Source organism: Sphingomonas sp. SP6, assembly GCF_058313435.1.
The window spans coordinates 332,542-350,318 of sequence record NZ_JBZFLG010000001.1; the positions used below are offsets into that span (position 1 = coordinate 332,542).

The 17,777-nt window shown below is 70.2% G+C and carries 20 protein-coding genes; 16 read left to right on the forward strand and 4 right to left on the reverse strand.

The features are described 5' to 3' along the window. Nucleotides 1–47: 47 nt before the first annotated feature. Nucleotides 48–1,406 carry a protein adenylyltransferase SelO family protein gene (locus AC4GYY_RS01560; protein WP_491118159.1) on the reverse strand — a complete coding sequence of 453 codons (1,359 nt, stop codon included), beginning with the start codon at nucleotides 1,404–1,406 and terminating at the stop codon, nucleotides 48–50. Between the two features lie 37 nt (nucleotides 1,407–1,443). Between AC4GYY_RS01560 and AC4GYY_RS01565 the strand changes: the two genes are divergently transcribed. Further along, complete coding sequence (locus AC4GYY_RS01565; RefSeq protein WP_491118161.1) at nucleotides 1,444–2,322, forward strand: alpha/beta fold hydrolase; 879 nt, start codon at nucleotides 1,444–1,446, stop codon at nucleotides 2,320–2,322. Nucleotides 2,323–2,359: 37 nt separating this feature from the next. Beyond that, nucleotides 2,360–3,475 carry a glycoside hydrolase family 130 protein gene (locus tag AC4GYY_RS01570; protein WP_491118163.1) on the forward strand — a complete coding sequence of 372 codons (1,116 nt, stop codon included), beginning with the start codon at nucleotides 2,360–2,362 and terminating at the stop codon, nucleotides 3,473–3,475. Here AC4GYY_RS01570 and AC4GYY_RS01575 read toward each other — a convergent pair. After that, the gene (locus tag AC4GYY_RS01575) at nucleotides 3,472–3,621 is read right to left on the reverse strand and encodes a hypothetical protein (RefSeq protein ID WP_491118165.1); all 150 of its coding nucleotides are present in this window, start codon (nucleotides 3,619–3,621) and stop codon (nucleotides 3,472–3,474) included. The genes AC4GYY_RS01570 and AC4GYY_RS01575 overlap by 4 nt on opposite strands. 112 nt (nucleotides 3,622–3,733) lie before the next feature. Here AC4GYY_RS01575 and AC4GYY_RS01580 point away from each other — a divergent pair, with 112 nt between their 5' ends. Next, nucleotides 3,734–4,159, forward strand: coding sequence for an OsmC family protein (locus AC4GYY_RS01580; RefSeq protein WP_491118167.1), 426 nt, complete (start codon nucleotides 3,734–3,736; stop codon nucleotides 4,157–4,159). 82 nt (nucleotides 4,160–4,241) lie between these two features. Here the strand turns inward: AC4GYY_RS01580 and AC4GYY_RS01585 are convergent, their stop codons facing one another. Then, nucleotides 4,242–5,030 carry an SDR family oxidoreductase gene (locus tag AC4GYY_RS01585; protein WP_491118169.1) on the reverse strand — a complete coding sequence of 263 codons (789 nt, stop codon included), beginning with the start codon at nucleotides 5,028–5,030 and terminating at the stop codon, nucleotides 4,242–4,244. 139 nt (nucleotides 5,031–5,169) lie between these two features. On the opposite strand from AC4GYY_RS01585, the gene AC4GYY_RS01590 reads away from it, so the two are divergent. The 3 genes from AC4GYY_RS01590 (at nucleotide 5,170) to AC4GYY_RS01600 (ending at nucleotide 8,133) form a co-directional block, all read left to right on the forward strand. Next, nucleotides 5,170–5,997, forward strand: coding sequence for an SDR family NAD(P)-dependent oxidoreductase (locus AC4GYY_RS01590; protein ID WP_491118171.1), 828 nt, complete (start codon nucleotides 5,170–5,172; stop codon nucleotides 5,995–5,997). Then, nucleotides 5,994–7,451 (forward strand): MFS transporter, encoded by a 1,458-nt coding sequence (locus AC4GYY_RS01595; protein WP_491118173.1) that lies wholly within the window; start codon nucleotides 5,994–5,996, stop codon nucleotides 7,449–7,451. The genes AC4GYY_RS01590 and AC4GYY_RS01595 overlap by 4 nt, the downstream gene beginning before the upstream one ends. A 178-nt stretch (nucleotides 7,452–7,629) precedes the next feature. Beyond that, nucleotides 7,630–8,133 carry a CHAP domain-containing protein gene (locus tag AC4GYY_RS01600; RefSeq protein ID WP_491118175.1) on the forward strand — a complete coding sequence of 168 codons (504 nt, stop codon included), beginning with the start codon at nucleotides 7,630–7,632 and terminating at the stop codon, nucleotides 8,131–8,133. A gap of 4 nt (nucleotides 8,134–8,137) precedes the next feature. Here the strand turns inward: AC4GYY_RS01600 and msrB are convergent, their stop codons facing one another. Beyond that, complete coding sequence (msrB, locus tag AC4GYY_RS01605) at nucleotides 8,138–8,623, reverse strand: peptide-methionine (R)-S-oxide reductase MsrB (RefSeq protein WP_491118177.1); 486 nt, start codon at nucleotides 8,621–8,623, stop codon at nucleotides 8,138–8,140. Between the two features lie 81 nt (nucleotides 8,624–8,704). On the opposite strand from msrB, the gene AC4GYY_RS01610 reads away from it, so the two are divergent. The 10 genes from AC4GYY_RS01610 to AC4GYY_RS01655 all read left to right on the forward strand — a co-directional run bounded on the left by AC4GYY_RS01610 (nucleotide 8,705) and on the right by AC4GYY_RS01655 (nucleotide 17,773). Next, nucleotides 8,705–8,986 carry a hypothetical protein gene (locus AC4GYY_RS01610; protein WP_491119268.1) on the forward strand — a complete coding sequence of 94 codons (282 nt, stop codon included), beginning with the start codon at nucleotides 8,705–8,707 and terminating at the stop codon, nucleotides 8,984–8,986. A 36-nt stretch (nucleotides 8,987–9,022) separates the two neighbouring features. Then, the gene (locus AC4GYY_RS01615; protein WP_491118179.1) at nucleotides 9,023–10,276 is read left to right on the forward strand and encodes a glutamate-5-semialdehyde dehydrogenase; all 1,254 of its coding nucleotides are present in this window, start codon (nucleotides 9,023–9,025) and stop codon (nucleotides 10,274–10,276) included. 1 nt (nucleotide 10,277) lies between these two features. Then, nucleotides 10,278–11,009: a DNA repair protein RecO gene (gene recO, locus AC4GYY_RS01620; RefSeq protein ID WP_491118181.1), complete on the forward strand. Its 732-nt coding sequence runs from the start codon at nucleotides 10,278–10,280 to the stop codon at nucleotides 11,007–11,009. 45 nt (nucleotides 11,010–11,054) lie between these two features. Continuing rightward, entirely contained in the window at nucleotides 11,055–12,101 is a 1,047-nt protein-coding gene (gene leuB, locus AC4GYY_RS01625) for a 3-isopropylmalate dehydrogenase (RefSeq protein WP_491118183.1), read from the forward strand. Continuing rightward, nucleotides 12,098–13,201, forward strand: a complete 1,104-nt coding sequence (locus AC4GYY_RS01630; RefSeq protein WP_491118185.1) for a glycosyltransferase family 2 protein — start codon at nucleotides 12,098–12,100, stop codon at nucleotides 13,199–13,201. The genes leuB and AC4GYY_RS01630 overlap by 4 nt, the downstream gene beginning before the upstream one ends. 80 nt (nucleotides 13,202–13,281) lie before the next feature. Beyond that, entirely contained in the window at nucleotides 13,282–13,650 is a 369-nt protein-coding gene (locus tag AC4GYY_RS01635; RefSeq protein ID WP_491118187.1) for a BlaI/MecI/CopY family transcriptional regulator, read from the forward strand. After that, a complete protein-coding gene (locus AC4GYY_RS01640) occupies nucleotides 13,647–15,278 on the forward strand; it encodes a M56 family metallopeptidase (protein WP_491118189.1) in 1,632 nt (543 codons plus the stop codon). Before AC4GYY_RS01635 ends, AC4GYY_RS01640 begins: the two co-directional genes overlap by 4 nt. Before the next feature lie 58 nt (nucleotides 15,279–15,336). Next, entirely contained in the window at nucleotides 15,337–16,188 is an 852-nt protein-coding gene (locus tag AC4GYY_RS01645; protein WP_491118191.1) for an MBL fold metallo-hydrolase, read from the forward strand. Further along, on the forward strand, nucleotides 16,176–16,895 hold the full coding sequence (locus AC4GYY_RS01650; protein ID WP_491118193.1) for a DUF4230 domain-containing protein: 720 nt from the start codon (nucleotides 16,176–16,178) through the stop codon (nucleotides 16,893–16,895). Before AC4GYY_RS01645 ends, AC4GYY_RS01650 begins: the two co-directional genes overlap by 13 nt. Before the next feature lie 107 nt (nucleotides 16,896–17,002). Beyond that, nucleotides 17,003–17,773 (forward strand): hypothetical protein, encoded by a 771-nt coding sequence (locus tag AC4GYY_RS01655; protein WP_491118195.1) that lies wholly within the window; start codon nucleotides 17,003–17,005, stop codon nucleotides 17,771–17,773. Nucleotides 17,774–17,777: the final 4 nt, after the last annotated feature.

Genomic DNA, 17,777 nt, shown 5'->3' on the forward strand with positions numbered 1-17,777 from the left:
GCGCTCCGTCCTCCCGCGCGCAGGCCTGGCATGAGGGAGCGAGCGCCTCAGGCCAGCGCCAGACCCAAGGTCCTGACCCTCGCCACCTTGTCCTCGAACGGACGCCAGTCGTCACGCTCCGCGATGGCGGACCAGATCGCCTCGACCTCGTCGATGAGCATCGAGCAGGGCTCGCCCGACCAGAAGGCGTGCGTCCGGTCGCCGCGATGCCGATAGGGCGCGAGGGCAGCGCGAACGTCGGCCCACTCCTCGCCGTAGGTCTCGGGCAGATCCTGCGCGAAGGCGTCGAAGAAGGTCCGATCGATCGAAGCGCCGGTCGCCACCAGCGTACGTTCCAGGGCCTGCACCAGCGCCGTGTCCTCGGATGCCGAGCGCGGCTTGCGGCCGAGCCGCCACAGCACCGCGTCGGTGATCGCCTCACCATAGCGCGTCGCGAAGGTCTCCAGCACCGCGATCAGCGGCTCGGCTTCGACCAGGGTGCGGAGCGAGACGGCGAGCTGCATCGCGTCCCAATGGATCGCCTCGGGCTGGCGGCCGAAGGCGTAGAGGCCGGCGTGATCGAAATAGGCGGCGGTGAAGGCGGGGTCCCAGGTCGGCGTGAACCGCCAGGGACCGTAATCGAAGCTCTCGCCCGTGACGTTGATGTTGTCGGTGTTGAGGACGCCGTGGACGAACCCCGCCGCCATGTAGCGGGCGGCGAGGGCGGCCGTGCGCCCGACGACGAGATCGAGCAGGCGGACCGGGTCGTCTCCGGTCTCGTCATAGAGTTCGCGCAGGACATAGCCCACCAGCGCGCGCATTCCCGCCTGGTCGCGCTCGTAGGCGAGGCGCTGGAAGGTGCCGATGCGGACGTGCGAATGGCTGAGCCGGACGAGCACCGCCGAGCGGGTGGGCGAGGGCTCGTCGCCGCGTTCCAGCGCCTCGCCGGTCTCGATCAGGCTGAAGCTGCGCGAGGTGGGGACGTTCAGCGCCTCGAGCATCTCGGTCGCGAGCACTTCGCGCACGCCGCCCTTGAGCGTCAGGCGGCCGTCGCCGAAGCGACTCCATGGCGTGCGACCCGATCCCTTGGTGCCGAGGTCCATCAGTCGGTCGCGATGATCGCGCAGCTGGGCGAAGGTGAAGCCGCGGCCGTCACCGATCTCGGGATTGTACACGCGAAACTGGTGCCCGTGGTAGCGGAGTGCGAGCGGCTGCGGCAGAGTCCCCGGCAGCGGCTCGAACCGGCCGAAGGCGCCGACCCACTCGTCGTCGCTCAGGCCCGCGAGCCCGACCTCGGCAGCGGCGCGGTCGTTACGGAACCGCGGACGGGACTCCGGGAAGTCGGCGGCTTCCACCGCATCGAAGAAGGTGTCGCCGAGCGACAGGAGCGCGCGCTCCGGGCGCCAGGCTTGCGGGTCGAGGGGCATGGGCGGATATGGGGGTTGCGAGGCGAGAGGTGCAACCGTGGCCGACTATGTGGATCGCTACTGGTGGTCGGCCGACGGGCTGCGGCTCCACGCGCGCGACTATGCGGGACGCGACGACGCCAGGCCGCCGATCGTCTGCCTTCCCGGGCTGACGCGGAACGCTCGCGACTTCCACGACTTCGCGCTTCGGCACGGCGGCGAGTGGCGAGTCATCGCGGTCGATTTCCGCGGGCGGGGCGAGAGCGCCTATGCGCGCGATCCGATGACCTATGTGCCGCTCACCTACGTCCAGGACGTGGAGGCGATGCTGCGCGAGCTGGCGATCGCGCGCTTCGTCGCCGTCGGCACCTCGCTCGGCGGGATCGTGACGATGCTGCTTTCGGCGATGCGGCACGGCGTGGTGGCGGGCGCGCTGCTGAACGATGTCGGGCCGAACATCGAGCCGGCCGGGCTGGCGCGGATCAGGGGCTATGTCGGGAGACAGAACGCCTGGCCGACCTGGGTCCACGCCGCGCGTGCCGTCCAGGAGGCGAACGCCGTGATCTACCCGGATTACGAGCTGGAGGATTGGCTGGCGATGGCGAAGCGGCTGTATCGGCTCAACAGCGCGGGGCGGATCGTGCTCGACTACGACATGAAGATCGCCGAACCGTTCCGGGTCCCCGGTAACGAGGCCGGGCCGGACATGTGGAAGGCGCTCGCCGGGCTTGCGCAGGTCCCCGTGCTGGTGGTGCGGGGCGAGCGGTCGGACGTGCTGTCGGCGGCGACCGCCGAGCGGATGGTGGAGGCGCTCGGCGACGCCGACCTGGCGACCGCGCCGGGGGTGGGACACGCGCCGACGCTCGCCGAACCGGCGCTGGCGCAGCCGATCGCGCAGTGGCTGGTGCGAGTGCAGACGGAACCTGCGCTCGCATGAGTCGCTTCGTGGGCCAAGACGAGGCACGGAGCGACGGATGACCTTTCCCCTCGACCACCTCGTCTTCACTCCGCACGATGTCGATCTCTCCCGCTCGCCGATCGCGGGCAAGATCGGCGAGGAGACCTACGTTCTCGGCGCGTTCAATCCGGGGATGACGCGGCTGGCGAACGGCAATCTGATGCTGTTGGTTCGCGTCGCCGAGGCGCTGCGCCATCCAATTCGCGACGGGCACGTCCGGTCCGTCCGCTGGGACGACGGCGACTATCGGCTGGACCCATGGCCACTCGCGCTGGTGGACACCGCCGATCCGCGCCAGATCCAGATGCGCGGCGGCGGGTGGAAGGTCCTGGCGCTGACCTCGCTGTCGTGGCTGCTGCCGGTGGAGCTGGACGCCGACGGCCGGCGCGTCGTCGCCGTCCACTACGACCGCGCGGTCGCGCCGCGGACCTCCTACCAATGCTACGGCGTCGAGGACCCGCGCATCTCGCGCGTGGGCGACCGCTATCTGATGACCGCCTGCTCGGTCAGCCCCGAGCGGCATTCGACCGTCCTCTACACCAGCGACGACGCGCTCGACTGGCGGCTGGAGGGGATCGTGCTCGATCACCAGAACAAGGACATGCTGGTCTTCGAAGGGCTGATCGGCGGCAAGTTCTGGGCGCAGACGCGGCCGCTCGGCGACCTCTACTTCGCCTATCCGCCAGGCAGCGAGTGGCGGGCCGGGCCGTCGATCAATCTCGCGACCTCGCCCGACGCGCTCCATTGGAAGCCGTATGACACCGCCGGCATCCGCCCGCACGCGGCGACCGTCGCGACGGCGCGGATGGGGGGCGGATCGCCGCCGGTGCTGACCGAAGACGGCTGGTTGACGCTGTGGCACGGCGTCGAGCCGTCGGGCGTGGTCGGCATCTATCGGACCTATTGGTCGCTGCTGGACCGCGTCGACCCGTCGCAGACGGTGCGGACCGACCATGCGCCGCTGCTCGAGCCGAATCCGGCGCTGACTGAGCCGCTCCGCGACCTGATGTACTTGGACAATGTCGTCTTCACGACCGGGATCGCCGACGGCGGCGAGCACTGGGTGGTCGCGTCCGGGGAAGCGGACCTCGCCTGCCGGATCACCCATGTCCCGAAGGCGCGGTTCGCTTAGGTCAGGCTGCTCTTGCGGCCGCCGTCGTCCTCGCGTTGCGGCTGATCGCGGTCGAGCGTGTCGCTCGGCTTCTTGGCGTCGCCGGGCTTCTGATGCTCGGTCGACAGATTGGGCTTGGTCGGATCAGTGCGGTCCTGGTCGGTCATGCGTGCGTCTCCTGGTCGCGATCAACGCGCCGGCGTGCGGAAACGGTCCCGAGCGGAACCGCCGACCGACGCGCCGGGTTGGGCGGGAGAATTCCCGTCGAGGACCACGCGCATGATCGATCGCACCGCCACCGCTCGCTACGAGGGCCTCGGCCGCACCGGCAAGGGTCATGTCTCGACTCAGTCGGGCGTGCTGAAGGATCAGCCCTACGGGTTCAACACCCGTTTCGAGAACGAGCCGGGGACCAATCCGGAGGAGCTGATCGCCGCCGCCCACGCCGCCTGCTTCACCATGGCGCTGTCGTTCGCGCTGGCGAAGGCGGGGCATCAGGACGGGACGCTCGACACCTCGGCGAAGGTCACGCTCGACAAGGAGGGTGAGGGTTTCAAAATCTCGAAGTCGGCGCTGACGCTGACGGCGACCGTGCCCGGGATCGACGAGGCCGAGTTCCAGCGGATCGCCGCCGAGGCGAAAGCGGGGTGCCCCGTGTCGAAGCTGCTCAACGCCGAGGTGTCGCTGGAGGCGACGCTTTCCTAAGCCCCCCGTCGGCAGCCAGGGCCAAGACGTTGCAAGCGAATGGCCTGTGACGCTCGGTCCCCGCTTGCGCGGGGACACGGGGTCAAGCGTCGATGCTGGTCCCAAGCGAGGCATGGACCAGCCCGCCGTCGACCGTGATCGTGTCGCCCACCACATAGTCGCCAGCCCGGCTCGCGAGGTAGATCGCGGCGCCCGCCATGTCCTCGTCGATGCCGATGCGGCGCGCTGGAATGCCTTGCGCCACCTCGTCGGCGTGGTCGCGGGCGGCGCGGTTCATATCACTCGCGAACGCTCCGGGGGCGATCGAGGTGACGTTGATGCCGTCGCGGATCAGCCGCGCCGCCATCCGCTTGGTCAGATAGATCAGCGCCGACTTGGAGGCGTGATAGCTGTAGGTGTCCCAGGCGTTGAGACGCTGGCCGTCGATCGAGGTGATGTTGATGACCTTGGCGGGGCGTTCCGCCGACGCCGCAGCCTTGAGCAGCCCGTGGAGCGCCTGGGTAAGGAAGAACGGCGACTTGACGTTCAGGTCCATCACCTTGTCCCAACCGCTTTCCGGAAACTCCTCGAACGGCGCGCCCCAGGCGGCGCCGGCGTTGTTGACGAGGATGTCGAGCTTCGGCTCGCGCTCGGCCAAGGCCGCCGCGAGCGCGCGGGCGCCCTCGACGGTCGCGACGTCGGCGGGAAGGGGGAGGCAGTTGGGGCCGAGCTCGGCGGCGGTCTCCTCGCAGGCGGGGGCCTTGCGGCTGGAGACATAGACCTTCGCGCCCTGCGCGACGAAGCCGGCGGCGATCATCTTGCCGATGCCGCGGCTGCCGCCGGTCACGAGCGCGACGCGGCCATCGAGGCGGAACAGGGTGCTGGTGTCCATCGGGTCTCTCCTAAGTCGAGCGCGGGCTAGCCTCCGCTCGCCCGATCGGCAAGGCGACAAACCGTGTCTTCGAAGCCGCCGCGATTGACCGGGCGCTTGCCCATACTATGCTGCCGAAAACGAGAGCGTAGGAGAGAGCATGCGGTTCACGGGCAAGCGCGCGGTCGTCACCGGCGGCGCCTCGGGCATCGGTCGCGCCACCGCGCTGCGGCTGGCGGAAGAGGGCGCGGAGGTCCTCATCGGCGACATCGACGAGGCGGGCGGGCGCGAGCTGGCCGAGACGTCGAACGGGCGGATCAGCTTCCGCCGCTGCGACGTCACCCAGGCGACCGACATCGAGGCGCTGGTGACCGCGGCCGATGCGGCGGGCGGGCTCGACGTGCTGTTCAACAATGCCGGCGCGCCCGGCGCGCGCGAGGGGATCGACGAGATCGCGCCCGACGGCTGGGACCGGACGCAGGCGCTGCTGCTCCGCTCGGTCGCGCTCGGCATCCGCTACGCCGCGCCGCTGATGGCGAAGCGCGGCGGTGGGGCGATCGTCAACACCTCGAGCGTGTCGGCGCTGGGCAGCGGCTATGCGCCGATCGCCTATTCGACGGCCAAGGCGGCGGTGCTCCACCTGACCACGCTGGCGGCGGCGAATCTCGCCAAGGACAAGATCCGGGTGAACGCGGTCGTCCCAGGCTTCATCACCACCGCGATCTTCACCCGCGACTTCGACCTGACCGACGACAAGCGCGCGATGGCGGACCAGGCGATCTTCGGCATGGCGGCCAAGGCACAGCCGGTCGCGCGCGCCGGGCGGCCCGAGGATATCGCCGCGGCGGTCGCCTATCTCGCGAGCGACGACGCCGCATTCGTCACCGGCACCTCGATCCTGGTCGACGGCGGACTGACGATCGGCACCCGTGCCAGCTGGGATCCCACCGAGCCTTCGCTCTTCGCGGCGCTGGAAGCCTTTCAGTGAGCGTCGCCGCGGTCGCCGCCCCCGCCAAGCGCCGCCTGACCGGCGGAACCATGGCGAGCTACGGGTTCGGGGCGGCGGCCTACGGAGTGAAGGACTCCGGATTCGGCACGTTCCTGCTGCTGTTCTACAATCAGGTGATCGGCGTGCCGGCCTCGACCGTCGGGCTGGTCATCATGGTCGCGCTGGTGGTCGACGCCTTCATCGATCCCACGGTGGGCTTCCTGTCCGACCGGACGCGGAGCCGGTGGGGCCGTCGGCATCCCTGGATGTACGCCGCCGCGGTCCCGATCATGCTCGGCTGGATCGCGCTGTGGAACCCGCCCTCGCTCTCCGAGCCGATGACGCTCCTCTACCTCTTCGCGATCGCGGTGCTCGTGCGCAGCGCGGTGTCGGCCTATGAGGTGCCGAGCCAGGCGCTGACCCCGGAACTGTCGGGCGACTATGACGAGCGGACGCGGATCATGGCGTATCGCTATCTGTTCGGCTGGGCGGGCGGGCTGGCGATGCTGGTGGCCGCCTATCTCTATTTCCTCGCGCCCACCGCCGGCCATCCCAATGGGCTGCTCAATCGGGCCGGCTACACCGGCTTCGCGTTCGCCGGGGCGGCGTTCATGGGCATTGCGATCCTGGTGTCGGCATTCGGCACCCACCACGAGATCAAGCATCTTCCCAAGGTGCCGGTCGCGCGTCAATCGCTCGGCGGGAGCTTCCGCGAACTGGTCGAGACGCTGCGGAACCGCGCTTTCGCGGTGCTGATGCTGGCGGGGGTGTGCGCCTACACCTCGCAAGGCGTGTCCTATGCGATCTCGAACTATCTCTACAGCTACGTCTGGCAATTCAAGGGCTACGCCTTCCTCTACATGGCGCTGGCGCTGTTCGCCGGGGTCGGCATCGCCTTCGTCATGGCGCAGGTGATCGGCAAGCGCGCGAGCAAGCCGGTCGCGGCCACCATCGCGATCCTGGCCGCGGGGATCGTCTCGACCACGCCCTACACGCTGCGGCTGCTCGGGCTGTTCCCGCCGGTCGGGAGCCCGTGGATGCTGCCGGCCGTCTATCTGTTCGCGGTGCTGAGCACCACCTGCTCGGTGACGAGCTACATCCTCGGCTCGTCGATGATGGCCGATGTGGCGGAGGACTCGCAGAGCAAGACCGGACGGCGATCGGAGGGGACGTTCTACGCCGGCGGGTTCTTCGTCCAGAAGTGCACCTCCGGGCTCGGCATCTTCGTCACCGGGATCATCCTGGACGTCGCGGGCTTTCCGGAGAAGGCGGTGCCGGGACAGGTGCCGATGGCGACGATCGACCGGCTGACGCTGATCTACATCTGCGTCTATGTCGGGTTCACCGCCGCCGCGGCGTTCTGTTACACCCGATTCCCGTTTGGCCGACGCGAGCATGAGGCGCGGCTGGCGCATCTGGCAGGGGTGCAACCGATCGCGGACCCCCAGGGCTAGCGCCTGAACGGGCGTTCATCGGCGTCGAAACACACTTCGTCGGATATGGTTCCCGCGGCTGTTGTCGATCTAAGCGACTCCCTTTAGCCGACCCTCAACACCACCGAAGACCGGGGGGTCGCAGTTGAAAATCAGTAAGTTGGCAGCGCGTTTTGCGCTGGTGTCCGCGTGTGTCCTGATGACGGCGACGCCCGCCACAGCCCAGTTCTGGCAGTGTGCACCCTACGCCCGAGAGATCTCGGGCATCCAGATCCGCGGCAATGCGAACACCTGGTGGGGGCAGGCCGCGGGCCGCTACGATCGCGGCGACCGGCCTGCGGTCGGGGCGGTGCTCTCCTTCAAGTCGACTCGGCGGATGCGCGTCGGCCATGTCGCGATGGTCAGCGCAGTGGTCAGCGACCGGGAGGTCCTGCTGACCCACGCCAATTGGTCGCATCGCGGCGGGGTGGAGCGCAACGTTCGCGCGGTCGACGTGTCGGCCGCCGGGGATTGGAGCGAGGTCAAGGTCTGGTACGCGCCGCAGGGCGGGCTCGGCACCTCGGCCTATCCGACCAACGGCTTCATCTACTCGGGCCGCGCCCCCGCTCCCCGGCGCTTCGACGCGACCGACGAGGCCCCCGCGCGGACGATCCTCGCCTCTGCGACGCCGCTGCCGATGTGGGGCGTCGCGCTGCGGAACTAGGGCGTCAGGCGGGGCGGAAGGTCATCGCCACGCCGTTCATGCAATAGCGCTTGCCGGTCGGTTTCGGCCCATCGTCGAAGACATGGCCGAGATGCCCGCCGCACCGCGCGCAGTGGACCTCGGTCCGCGACATCATCAGCGAGCGGTCGGTCGTCGTGCCGACCGCATGCGGCAGCGGCGCCCAGAAGCTCGGCCAGCCGGTGCCGCTGTCGAACTTCGTCCTCGAACTGAACAGCGGCTGCGCGCAGCCCTTGCAGGCGAACGTCCCCGTCCGGTGCTCCGCGTTGAGCGGGCTCGACCCGGGCGGTTCGGTGTCGGCATGGCGAAGCACCTCATAGGCGGCCGGGCCGAGCTGCGCGCGCCACTGCGCGTCGGTCTTGGTCACCGCGAAACGCTCCGCCGGCGCCGCGGGAGCGGCGCGGCACGCGAAGGCGAGTGGGGTGATGGCAAGGGCGCCGAGCACGGCGCGGCGGGTGTGAGGCTCCGACATGGCGCCAAGGTGGCGATGGTGCGCGCGAACGCAAGACAACATGGATTAGGAACCGGAACCGGATCCGGGCGCTTGGCGACCATGTCGTTCCAGCAACTCGACCCGCCGCTCCCGGTCCACGTCCTCGACAAGGGAGCGGGCTATGCCTTCGCCGTCATCGACTACGGTCAGGAGCATAACCTGATCTGGGTGACCGCGATCAACGACACCGGCGAAATCTGGTGCGCCCCCAATCCGCGTGTCCGGCTTCAGGCGAACTGGACGATGGGACGCGCCAAGCCGCCCGCCGTGGTAGCTCCGATGCCTGGCGACTGCTCGAGCGGAATGCCGGTCGTCGAGGAGGCGATCGCCAAGCCGAACTGAGTTCCCGAACCGCTGCGGACACGGTACGTGTGCCCCATGCTCGATATCGGCCCGGCTGCGATCGTCGCCACGATGACCACGCGCTCGCGATCGGCGGCGCGCATCGTGTCGGGATTGCCGACCGAGCGCCGGCGGGATGGGCTGCTCGCGATCGCCGCGGCGATCCGGACGTCCGCGCCGGCGATCCTGGCGGCGAACACCGTGGATCTCGCGCGCTCGGTCGATCTCCCGCCGGCGATGCGCGATCGTCTTGCGCTCGACACCCGCCGCGTCGCCGCGATGGCGGATGCCGTCGCGACCGTCGCCGCGCTCGACGATCCGGTCGGTGCGGTCATCGACGAGCGACGGCGGCCGAACGGCCTGATGCTGCGCCGGGTCCGCGTTCCGATCGGGGTCATCGGCATCGTCTATGAAAGCCGGCCCAACGTCACCGCCGATGCGGCGGCGCTGTGCGTGATGGCCGGAAATGCCGCGATCCTGCGGGGCGGATCGGAGGCGTCCGAGAGCAATGCCGCGATCCATGCGGCCATCGCCGGGGGACTGGTTGCAGCCGGGCTGCCCGCCGATGCGGTCCAGCTGATCGCGACGACGGATCGCGCGGCGGTCGGCGCGATGCTGGCGGCGGCGGGCGGGATCGACCTGATCATCCCGCGCGGGGGCAAGAGCCTGGTCGCGCGGGTCCAGGCCGAGGCGCGGGTGCCGGTGCTGGCCCATCTCGACGGGATCAACCACCTCTACGTCCACGCTTCCGCCGATCCGGCGATGGCGGAGGCGATCGTCGTCAACGCGAAGATGCGTCGCCCCGGGGTCTGCGGCGCGGCGGAGACGCTGCTGATCGACCGCGACTTTCCCGAGGCGGCCGGGCTGATCGCGGCGCTCCTGGCGGCGGGATGCGAGGTGCGCGGCGACGCGCAGGCGCGCGCGCTCGCCCCGGCGATCGGCGCTGCGACCGCGGCGGATTGGGACACCGAATATCTCGCCCCGATCCTCTCCGTCGCCGTCGTCGATGGCGAGGACGCAGCGCTCGCGCATATCGCGCGCCACGCCTCGGGCCACACCGACGCGATCGTCGCGGCCGACGCGAAGGCGGCCGAGCGCTTCCTCGCCGAGGTCGACAGCGCGATTGTGCTGTGGAACGCCTCGACGCAGTTCGCCGACGGTGGCGAGTTCGGCTTGGGCGCGGAGATCGGGATCGCGACCGGCCGGCTCCACGCGCGCGGTCCGGTCGCGCTCGAAGGCCTGACGACGTACAAATGGGTGGGACTGGGAAGCGGCCAGGTGCGCGTCTGACGTGCATCTCGCGTCGCCCGCGATCGTGCTGTCGGTGCGGGCGCACGGCGAGTCCGGAGCGATCGTCCGGGCGCTGACGCCCGACGACGGTGTCCGCGCGGGCTACGTTCGGGGGGGACATTCGCGGCGGCTGCGCCCGATCCTCCAGCCGGCGAATACGGTCCTGGGCGAATGGCGCGCGCGCACCGAGGAGCAACTCGCGGCGCTGACGGTCGAACTGGTCCACAGCCGCGCCGCGCTCCACGCCGAGCCCGCCGCCGCGGCCGCGCTCGCCTGGGTGACCGCGCTCGCCGCGGTCGCATTGCCGGAGGCGCAGCCATATCCTCGCATCCATGCGGGGCTCGACGGCTTGCTCGATGCGATCGAGGCGGCGCCGACCGCGCAGGGCTGGGCGGCGAGCGTTGCCCGGTTCGAACTGCTGATGCTCGCCGAGCTCGGATTCGGGCTCGACCTCGATCGCTGCGCCGTGACCGGGGCGGTCGACGACCTGACCCATGTGAGCCCCAAGAGCGGTGCGGCGGTGAGCAGGGGCGGCGCGGTCGGCTACGAAGCGAAGCTGATGCCGCTGCCGGCGTTCCTGCGCGAGGGCGGCGTGGCGGACTGGCCCGATATCCTGGCTGCGCTGGCCATCACCGGCCGCTTCCTCGAACGGGACCTGCTCTCCGGACGCGCCGCGGAGGCGCTGCCGGCGCGCGAGCGGCTGCTCGATCGGCTCAAGAGGGCGGTTGCGTGACGCGGCTCGGCCCGCCACAGCCGGCCGAGGGGTGACGGAGGGACGATGACCAAGCTGATCGCGGTGCTGCCGGGTGACGGCATCGGCCCGGAGGTGACGCGCGAGGCGCAGCGCGTGCTGGAGGCGCTCTCGCTGGACCTCGCGTTCGAGGCGGCGGCGGTCGGCGGGGCCGCGTACCATGCCCACGGCCATCCGTTGCCGCCGGAGACGCTCGATCTCGCCCGGCGCGCGGACGCCATCCTGTTCGGCGCGGTGGGCGATCCGACGTGCGACGCGCTCGATCGGTCGCTCCGGCCCGAGCAGGCGATCCTGGGGCTGCGCAAGGCGCTGACGCTCTTCGCCAATCTTCGCCCCGCCAAGCTCTTTCCCGGATTGGAGGACGCCTCCGCGCTGCGCCCCGAGGTGGCGCGCGCGATCGACCTGCTGATCGTCCGCGAGCTCAACGGCGACGTGTATTTCGGCGAGAAGGGGATGCGCCGCACCCCCGACGGACTGCGCCAGGGTTATGACGTGATGAGCTACGACGAGGGCGAGGTCCGGCGGATCGCGGTCGCCGGGTTCGAGGCGGCGCGGCGGCGGCGCGGGTGGCTGTGCTCGGTCGACAAGGCCAACGTGCTCGAGACGTCGCAGCTCTGGCGAGACGTGGTGACCGAGACTTCGGTCGACTATTGCGACGTGACGCTGACCCATCTGTACGTAGACAATGCGGCGATGCAGCTAGTGCGCGATCCGGGCCAGTTCGACGTGATCGTCACCGGCAACCTGTTCGGGGACATCCTCTCCGATCAGGCGTCGATGTGCGTGGGCTCGATCGGGCTGCTGCCGTCGGCGTCGCTCGATGCGGCGGGCAAGGGGCTGTACGAGCCGATCCATGGTTCCGCGCCCGACATCGCCGGGCAGGGCAAGGCGAACCCGTGCGCCGCGATCCTGTCGGCGGCGATGATGCTCCGCCACTCGCTTGGGGAGCCGGAGGCGGCGGACCGGGTCGAAGGCGCCGTGGCCGCGGCGCTGGCGGAGGGAGTCCGTACCGGCGATCTCGGCGGCGATGCCTCGACCGCGGCGATGGGCGAGGCGGTGCTCGCGCGGTTGTGAGCGCGCTGCTCGACCTGGCGGTGGTCGTCCCGACCTTCAACGAGCGCGCGAACGTCGCGGCCCTGGTGGCGAGGCTCGATCGGGCGCTGGCGGGCATCGCCTGGGAGGCGATCTTCGTCGACGACGACAGCCCGGACGGCACCGCCGATGCGGCGCGTGACCTGGCGCGGGTCGATCGCCGCGTCCGGGTGATCCAGCGGATCGGCCGCCGCGGGCTCTCGACCGCTTGTGTCGAGGGGATGCTCGCTACCGCTGCGCCCGTCGTCGCGGTGATCGACGGCGACCTCCAGCACGACGAGGCCTTGCTGCCCGCGATGCTGGCGGCCCTGCGCGACGATCCGGCGCTCGATCTCGCGATCGGCTCGCGCTTCGCGGACGGCGGCGGCACGGGGGAGTGGGACCGCGACCGCGTCGCCAAATCGGCGTTCGCCACCCGTCTCTCGCGCCGGGTGCTGAAGGTCGATTTGACCGATCCGATGAGCGGCTTCTTCGCGATCCGTTCCGACATCGTCCGCCGACTGGCGCCGAACCTCGCGGGGATCGGCTTCAAGATCCTTCTCGACATCATGACGGCCGCATCCCGGCCGCTCGCGTTCGTCGAGCTGCCGTACACGTTCCGCACGCGGACCGCAGGCGAGTCGAAGCTCGATCACGTCGTCGCGATGGAATATCTGATCGCCCTCTACGATCGCCGGTTCGGCAGCATCGTCCCGGTGCGATTCGCGATGTTCTCCGGGATCGGCGCGCTGGGCGTCGGCGTCCACATGGGGGTGCTGACGCCCATCGTTCTCGCGTTCGGCGATCGGGCGTTCCTGGCCGGGCAGATCGCCGCGGCGTTGACCGCGATGACCTTCAACTTCTTCCTCAACAACGCGCTGACCTATCGCGATCGGCGGCTGCGCGGGTGGCGGCAGTTGCTCGACGGCTGGGCTTCGTTCTGCGTGGTGTGCTCGGTGGGACTGGTGGCGAACGTCGGGGTCGCAGGCTTCCTCCACGAGGCGCGTGCCGGGGAATGGGCGGCGTCCGCGCTGATCGGGGTGCTGGTGGGAGCGGTGTGGAATTACGCGCTCTCGTCGCGGTTCGTCTGGGGCCGCTACTAGGCCGGCGCGAGACGAGGCGACCTGCCTTGACTACGCTCGTAATCAGTGCGACTACAGCCGTAGTTTGAGGAGAGCGAGTCGTGACCGAACGAATCAGCGATGCCGAACATGCGGTGATGGAGGTGCTCTGGGACGAGGCTCCGCTCACTGCGCAGGACGTGGTCGAGCGGGTCGATCCCGCGCGGGGCTGGAGCGCCAATACGGTCAAGACCCTGCTCGGGCGGCTGCTCGCGAAGGCGGCGATCGGGCATGAGGAAGACGGACGCCGCTATCTCTACCGGCCGCTGGTCGAGCGCGGCGATTACGTGTCGGGCGAATCGCGGCGGCTGATCGACCGGCTGTTCGGTGGCAAGCTGACCCCGCTGGTCGCGCATCTCGCCGAGCGCGACGAACTCTCCGCCGGCGACATCGCCGAGATCGAGGCGTTGCTGAAGGCGCTCAAGCAGTGAGCGGCGGCCTTCCCCATCTCGCCTCCTGGGCGGTCGAGGCGCTGGTCGCCTCGGCGCTGCTCATGATCCTGGTCCTCGTCGTCCGCGTGCCGGTGCGCCGCGCGTTCGGGCCGCGGATCGCCTATGCGCTGTGGCTGCTGCCGGCGCTGCGGCTGCTGCTGCCGCCGATCCCCGCGGTGTTGCGCCAGACCGCGGTCGACACCCCGATCAGCCGGGTCGGCGAGACCATCACCGTGGTGATCCTGCCGAGCGCCGCCCGCTCCGCCGGGCCCGTCGATGCGGTCAGCACCGGGCCGGCCTTCGCGACGATCCTGCTGGTCGCCTGGGCGATCGTGGCCGTCGGCTTCCTGACCTTTCACCTGCTGAAGCACGTCGCCTTCTGCCGCCGCGTGCTCGCCCGCGGAATCACGATCGACCGGATCGCGCGCGTCCGCGTCGTCGAGAGCGCCGCCGCGGCCGGGCCGATGGCGTTCGGCATCCTCAACCCCGTCATCGCCTTTCCGAGCGACTTCGCGGAGCGGTTCGATGCGGACGAGCGTGCGCTCGCCTTGGCGCATGAGCTGGGACATCACGCCCGCGGCGACCTGATTGCCAACTGGATCGCGCTCGCGGTGCTGGCGCTTCACTGGTTCAATCCGCTCGCCTGGCGCGCCTTCCGGACCTTCCGCGCCGACCAGGAGCTGGCGAACGACGCCCGCGTCCTCGCCGGGCGTTCCGCTTACGAACGGCACGCTTATGCCTGCGCCATCGTCAAGGCCGCGCACGGCAACCTCGTCGGCGCGGCCTGCCACCTCCATTCAGTCAAGGATCTGAAAGGACGGCTGACGATGCTTCGCACCCAGATCTCGCCCGGCCGACTGCTGGCCGGAGCCGCTGCGGTCGGCGCGTTCGGCGTCGCCGCGCTCGGAATGACCGCGTCGGGCACGAGCGCCGCCGAGCGCATCCGCACGCAGGTGGCCGATGCGACCGGGCTGACGCTGCCGACGCCGGTGACGCCGGTCACACCGGTCACTCCAGTGACACCCACCGCTCCGGTCGCGCCGGTGTCGAAGACCGTTCACCGCGTCGTCGTGGTCAAGGACGGGACCACGACGACCTATGAGGGCGAGGACGCACGGCGCTACATGGCCGAGCATCCCGCTCCGACACCGCCCATCCCGCCCGCCGCGCCGTCGGCCCCGAACGCGCCCGTCCCGCCAGCGCCGCCGCAGGCCGCGGTGGTCTATTCGGACGACGGCACCATGCACGTCGCGGTCGACGTCGAGGTGCCCGAGGTCCGGTCGGAGAATTGCGGGGGCACGGGCGAGGTCGTCCGTCACACCGGCCGGAACGGGCGAGCAATGGTGATCTGCACCGATCGGATCGCGCGGATGGCCGCGTCGGCCCAGCGCCGGGCCTGGTCCGCCGAGCGCCAGGCCGCCTTCGCCGAGGCGCAGGCGCAGCGCATGGCCGCGAACGGCGACCGTATCCGCCTGGCCGCGCTGCGGTCCGCGCTGGACGGGCTCAGGAAGACGCGCGACGGCTTCGCCGCCAACCGCGCGCTGTCCGACGACGCCCGGCACGACGCGATCGAGAGCATCGAGGAATCGATCCGCGATCTCGAACAGGAGGTGAGCGACCACGACTGAGACCGCGCGGGCCGCTGCGCTCTTGCCTCGCAAGGACGCAGCGGCCATCTGCCGCGGCATGGATGCGCCGCCGACCGGAGTGCCGATCACGCTCGACGCGTTGGTCACCCGGGTGCTCGCCCCCAATCCGTCGCCCTACACCTTCACCGGCACCCAGACCCATCTCGTCGGTGCGGACGAGCTGGCCGTGATCGATCCCGGCCCTGACGACGACGCTCATCTCGCCGCGCTGCTGGCAGCGATCGCCGGGCGGCCGGTCGCGACGATCGTGATCACCCACCATCACCGCGATCATTCGCCGCTCGCGATCCGGCTCAAGGCGGAGACGGGCGCGCCGATCGTCGGCGCGGCGCCGTTTCATCTTTCCGACGACGGTCCGCGCGCCGATGCCGCGTTCGATGTGACCTACGCGCCCGACCGTGTGCTGGCCGAGGGCGACATCGTGAGCGGCGCAGGCTGGACGCTCGAGGCGATCGCCACCCCGGGCCACACCTCCAATCACCTTGCCTTCGCACTGCCGGAAACCGCCGCGTTGTTCTCGGGCGATCACGTGATGGGCTGGTCGACCAGCGTCGTCTCGCCGCCCGACGGCGACATGACGGCCTATATGGCGAGCCTGGAGAAGCTGATCGGGCGCGACTACCGCGTCTATTATCCCGGCCACGGCGACGTGATCGAGAAGCCGCAACGCTGGGTGCGCGGGATGCTGGGGCATCGCAAGCAGCGTGAGGGGCAAATCCGTCGTCTGCTGGAGAGCGACGCGGCGACGGTCGAGGCGATGACTCCGGCGATGTACGTAGGGCTCGACCCGCGACTGATCCCCGCCGCCGAGCGATCGGTGCTGGCGCATCTGATCGATCTCGAACGCCGCGGGCTCGTCCACCGCGAGGGCGAGGCGTGGCGCGGCTGAGCCGGCGCACGACCGAACTGCTCGTCGCCGCCGCGGCGGTCGTGATCTTGACGGCGGCGGGGCTGATCGCGTTCGACCGGTACAAGGAATGGCGCGCGGAGAAGTACGTCGTCACCCGCAGCGGCGATGGGCGCGCGGTCACTCGCGTCGTCGCCGCCGCGTTCCGTGGGGCCAGCGCGCTCAAGGTCGGGACGGTCAGCGGCACCGTCCAGGGGGCGGCGAGCGATTCGCGGCTGTTCGGGTTGCTCAACAGCGACCGGGTGGTGAAGGCGCCGTTTTCGATCGACTATACCGTCGACGTGTCGCGGCTCGATCCCGCGGCGATGGGGTGGGACCCGGAGCGGCGCCGGCTGACCGTGACCGTGCCTGAGATCGAGGTCGGCCAGCCCAATGTCGATGAATCGCGGATGACGCTGAGCACGACGCGGGGCGTCATCGTGACCCGCGCCGCGTCCGAGGCGCTGGCAAAGGCCGTGGCGCAGGGCACTCGCGCGAAGGTGACTGCCGAGGCGAACCGGCCGGAGCGCATCCTCCAGGCCAAGGCGAACGCCAGGCGGGCGCTTTCCCGCTTGATGGCCGCGCCGCTGACAGCGGTGGGGGTCAAGGGTGTCGACGTTCGCGTCCGCTTCGCCTCCGATCCGGTCGCAAACGATGAGCGCTGGGATGAGAGCCGGCGGATCGAGGACGTGCTGCGCGATCATCCTTAAACCGCTTGTGCCGAGCGAAGTCGCGGCACCGCTTGCGAAGGTCCCTCGACTTCGCTCGGGACGAACGGCTATCGGGGAACCCGCACAATCGGGTCGGGGGACAAGCGATGGCGACGGCGGCACTCACGCGACCGCGCGATGCGGACGGCCCCGGACTGTTCCTGGGAATGGCCATCGCGATGGCGGTGGTCATCGTCTTCGGCTTCTCGCTCCAGCTCGCATCGGGACGGTCCTCGTTTGCGCTGCCGTGGTGGGTGCATGTCCATGCGGTGCTCTTCTTCGGCTGGGTGGTGCTGTTCGTCCTCCAGACCTCGCTGATCGCGGCCGGAAATCGCCGTCTTCACCGCTGGCTGGGTTGGGTCGGTGCGGGCTGGTCGGTCGCGATCGTGGCGGTAGGGACGCTGACGACGGTGCTGTCCGTTCGACTGGGACGGACGCCGTTTTTCTTCACGCCCGCCTTCTTCGTCATCCTCAATCCGGCGTCGGCGCTCGCGTTCTACGGATTGACGACGGCGGGGATCGTCCAGCGGCGGAACACCGGCTGGCATCGCCGGCTGATCGTGTGCGGCATGGCCGAGCTGACCGGGCCGGGATACGGCCGCTTCCTGCCCGCACCCTTCGTGATCCCCTATGCGGGCTGGCTGATCTTCGCGGCGATCCTGCTGATCCCGGTGATCGGCGCGCTGATCGACCGGCGCAGGCGGGGGCGGCTCCATCCCGCCTGGGTCTGGGGCATCGGCACGATCGTCGCGGTCCACATCGCGCTGGTGCTGGTCTCCTCCAGCCCGATCGGGAGCGCGGTCTATCGCGCGGTGACGGCGGGGACGCCCGCGGCCGCCGTCGACCCGCAGGCATATCCGCCGCTGCCCTGGGCCTGACAAG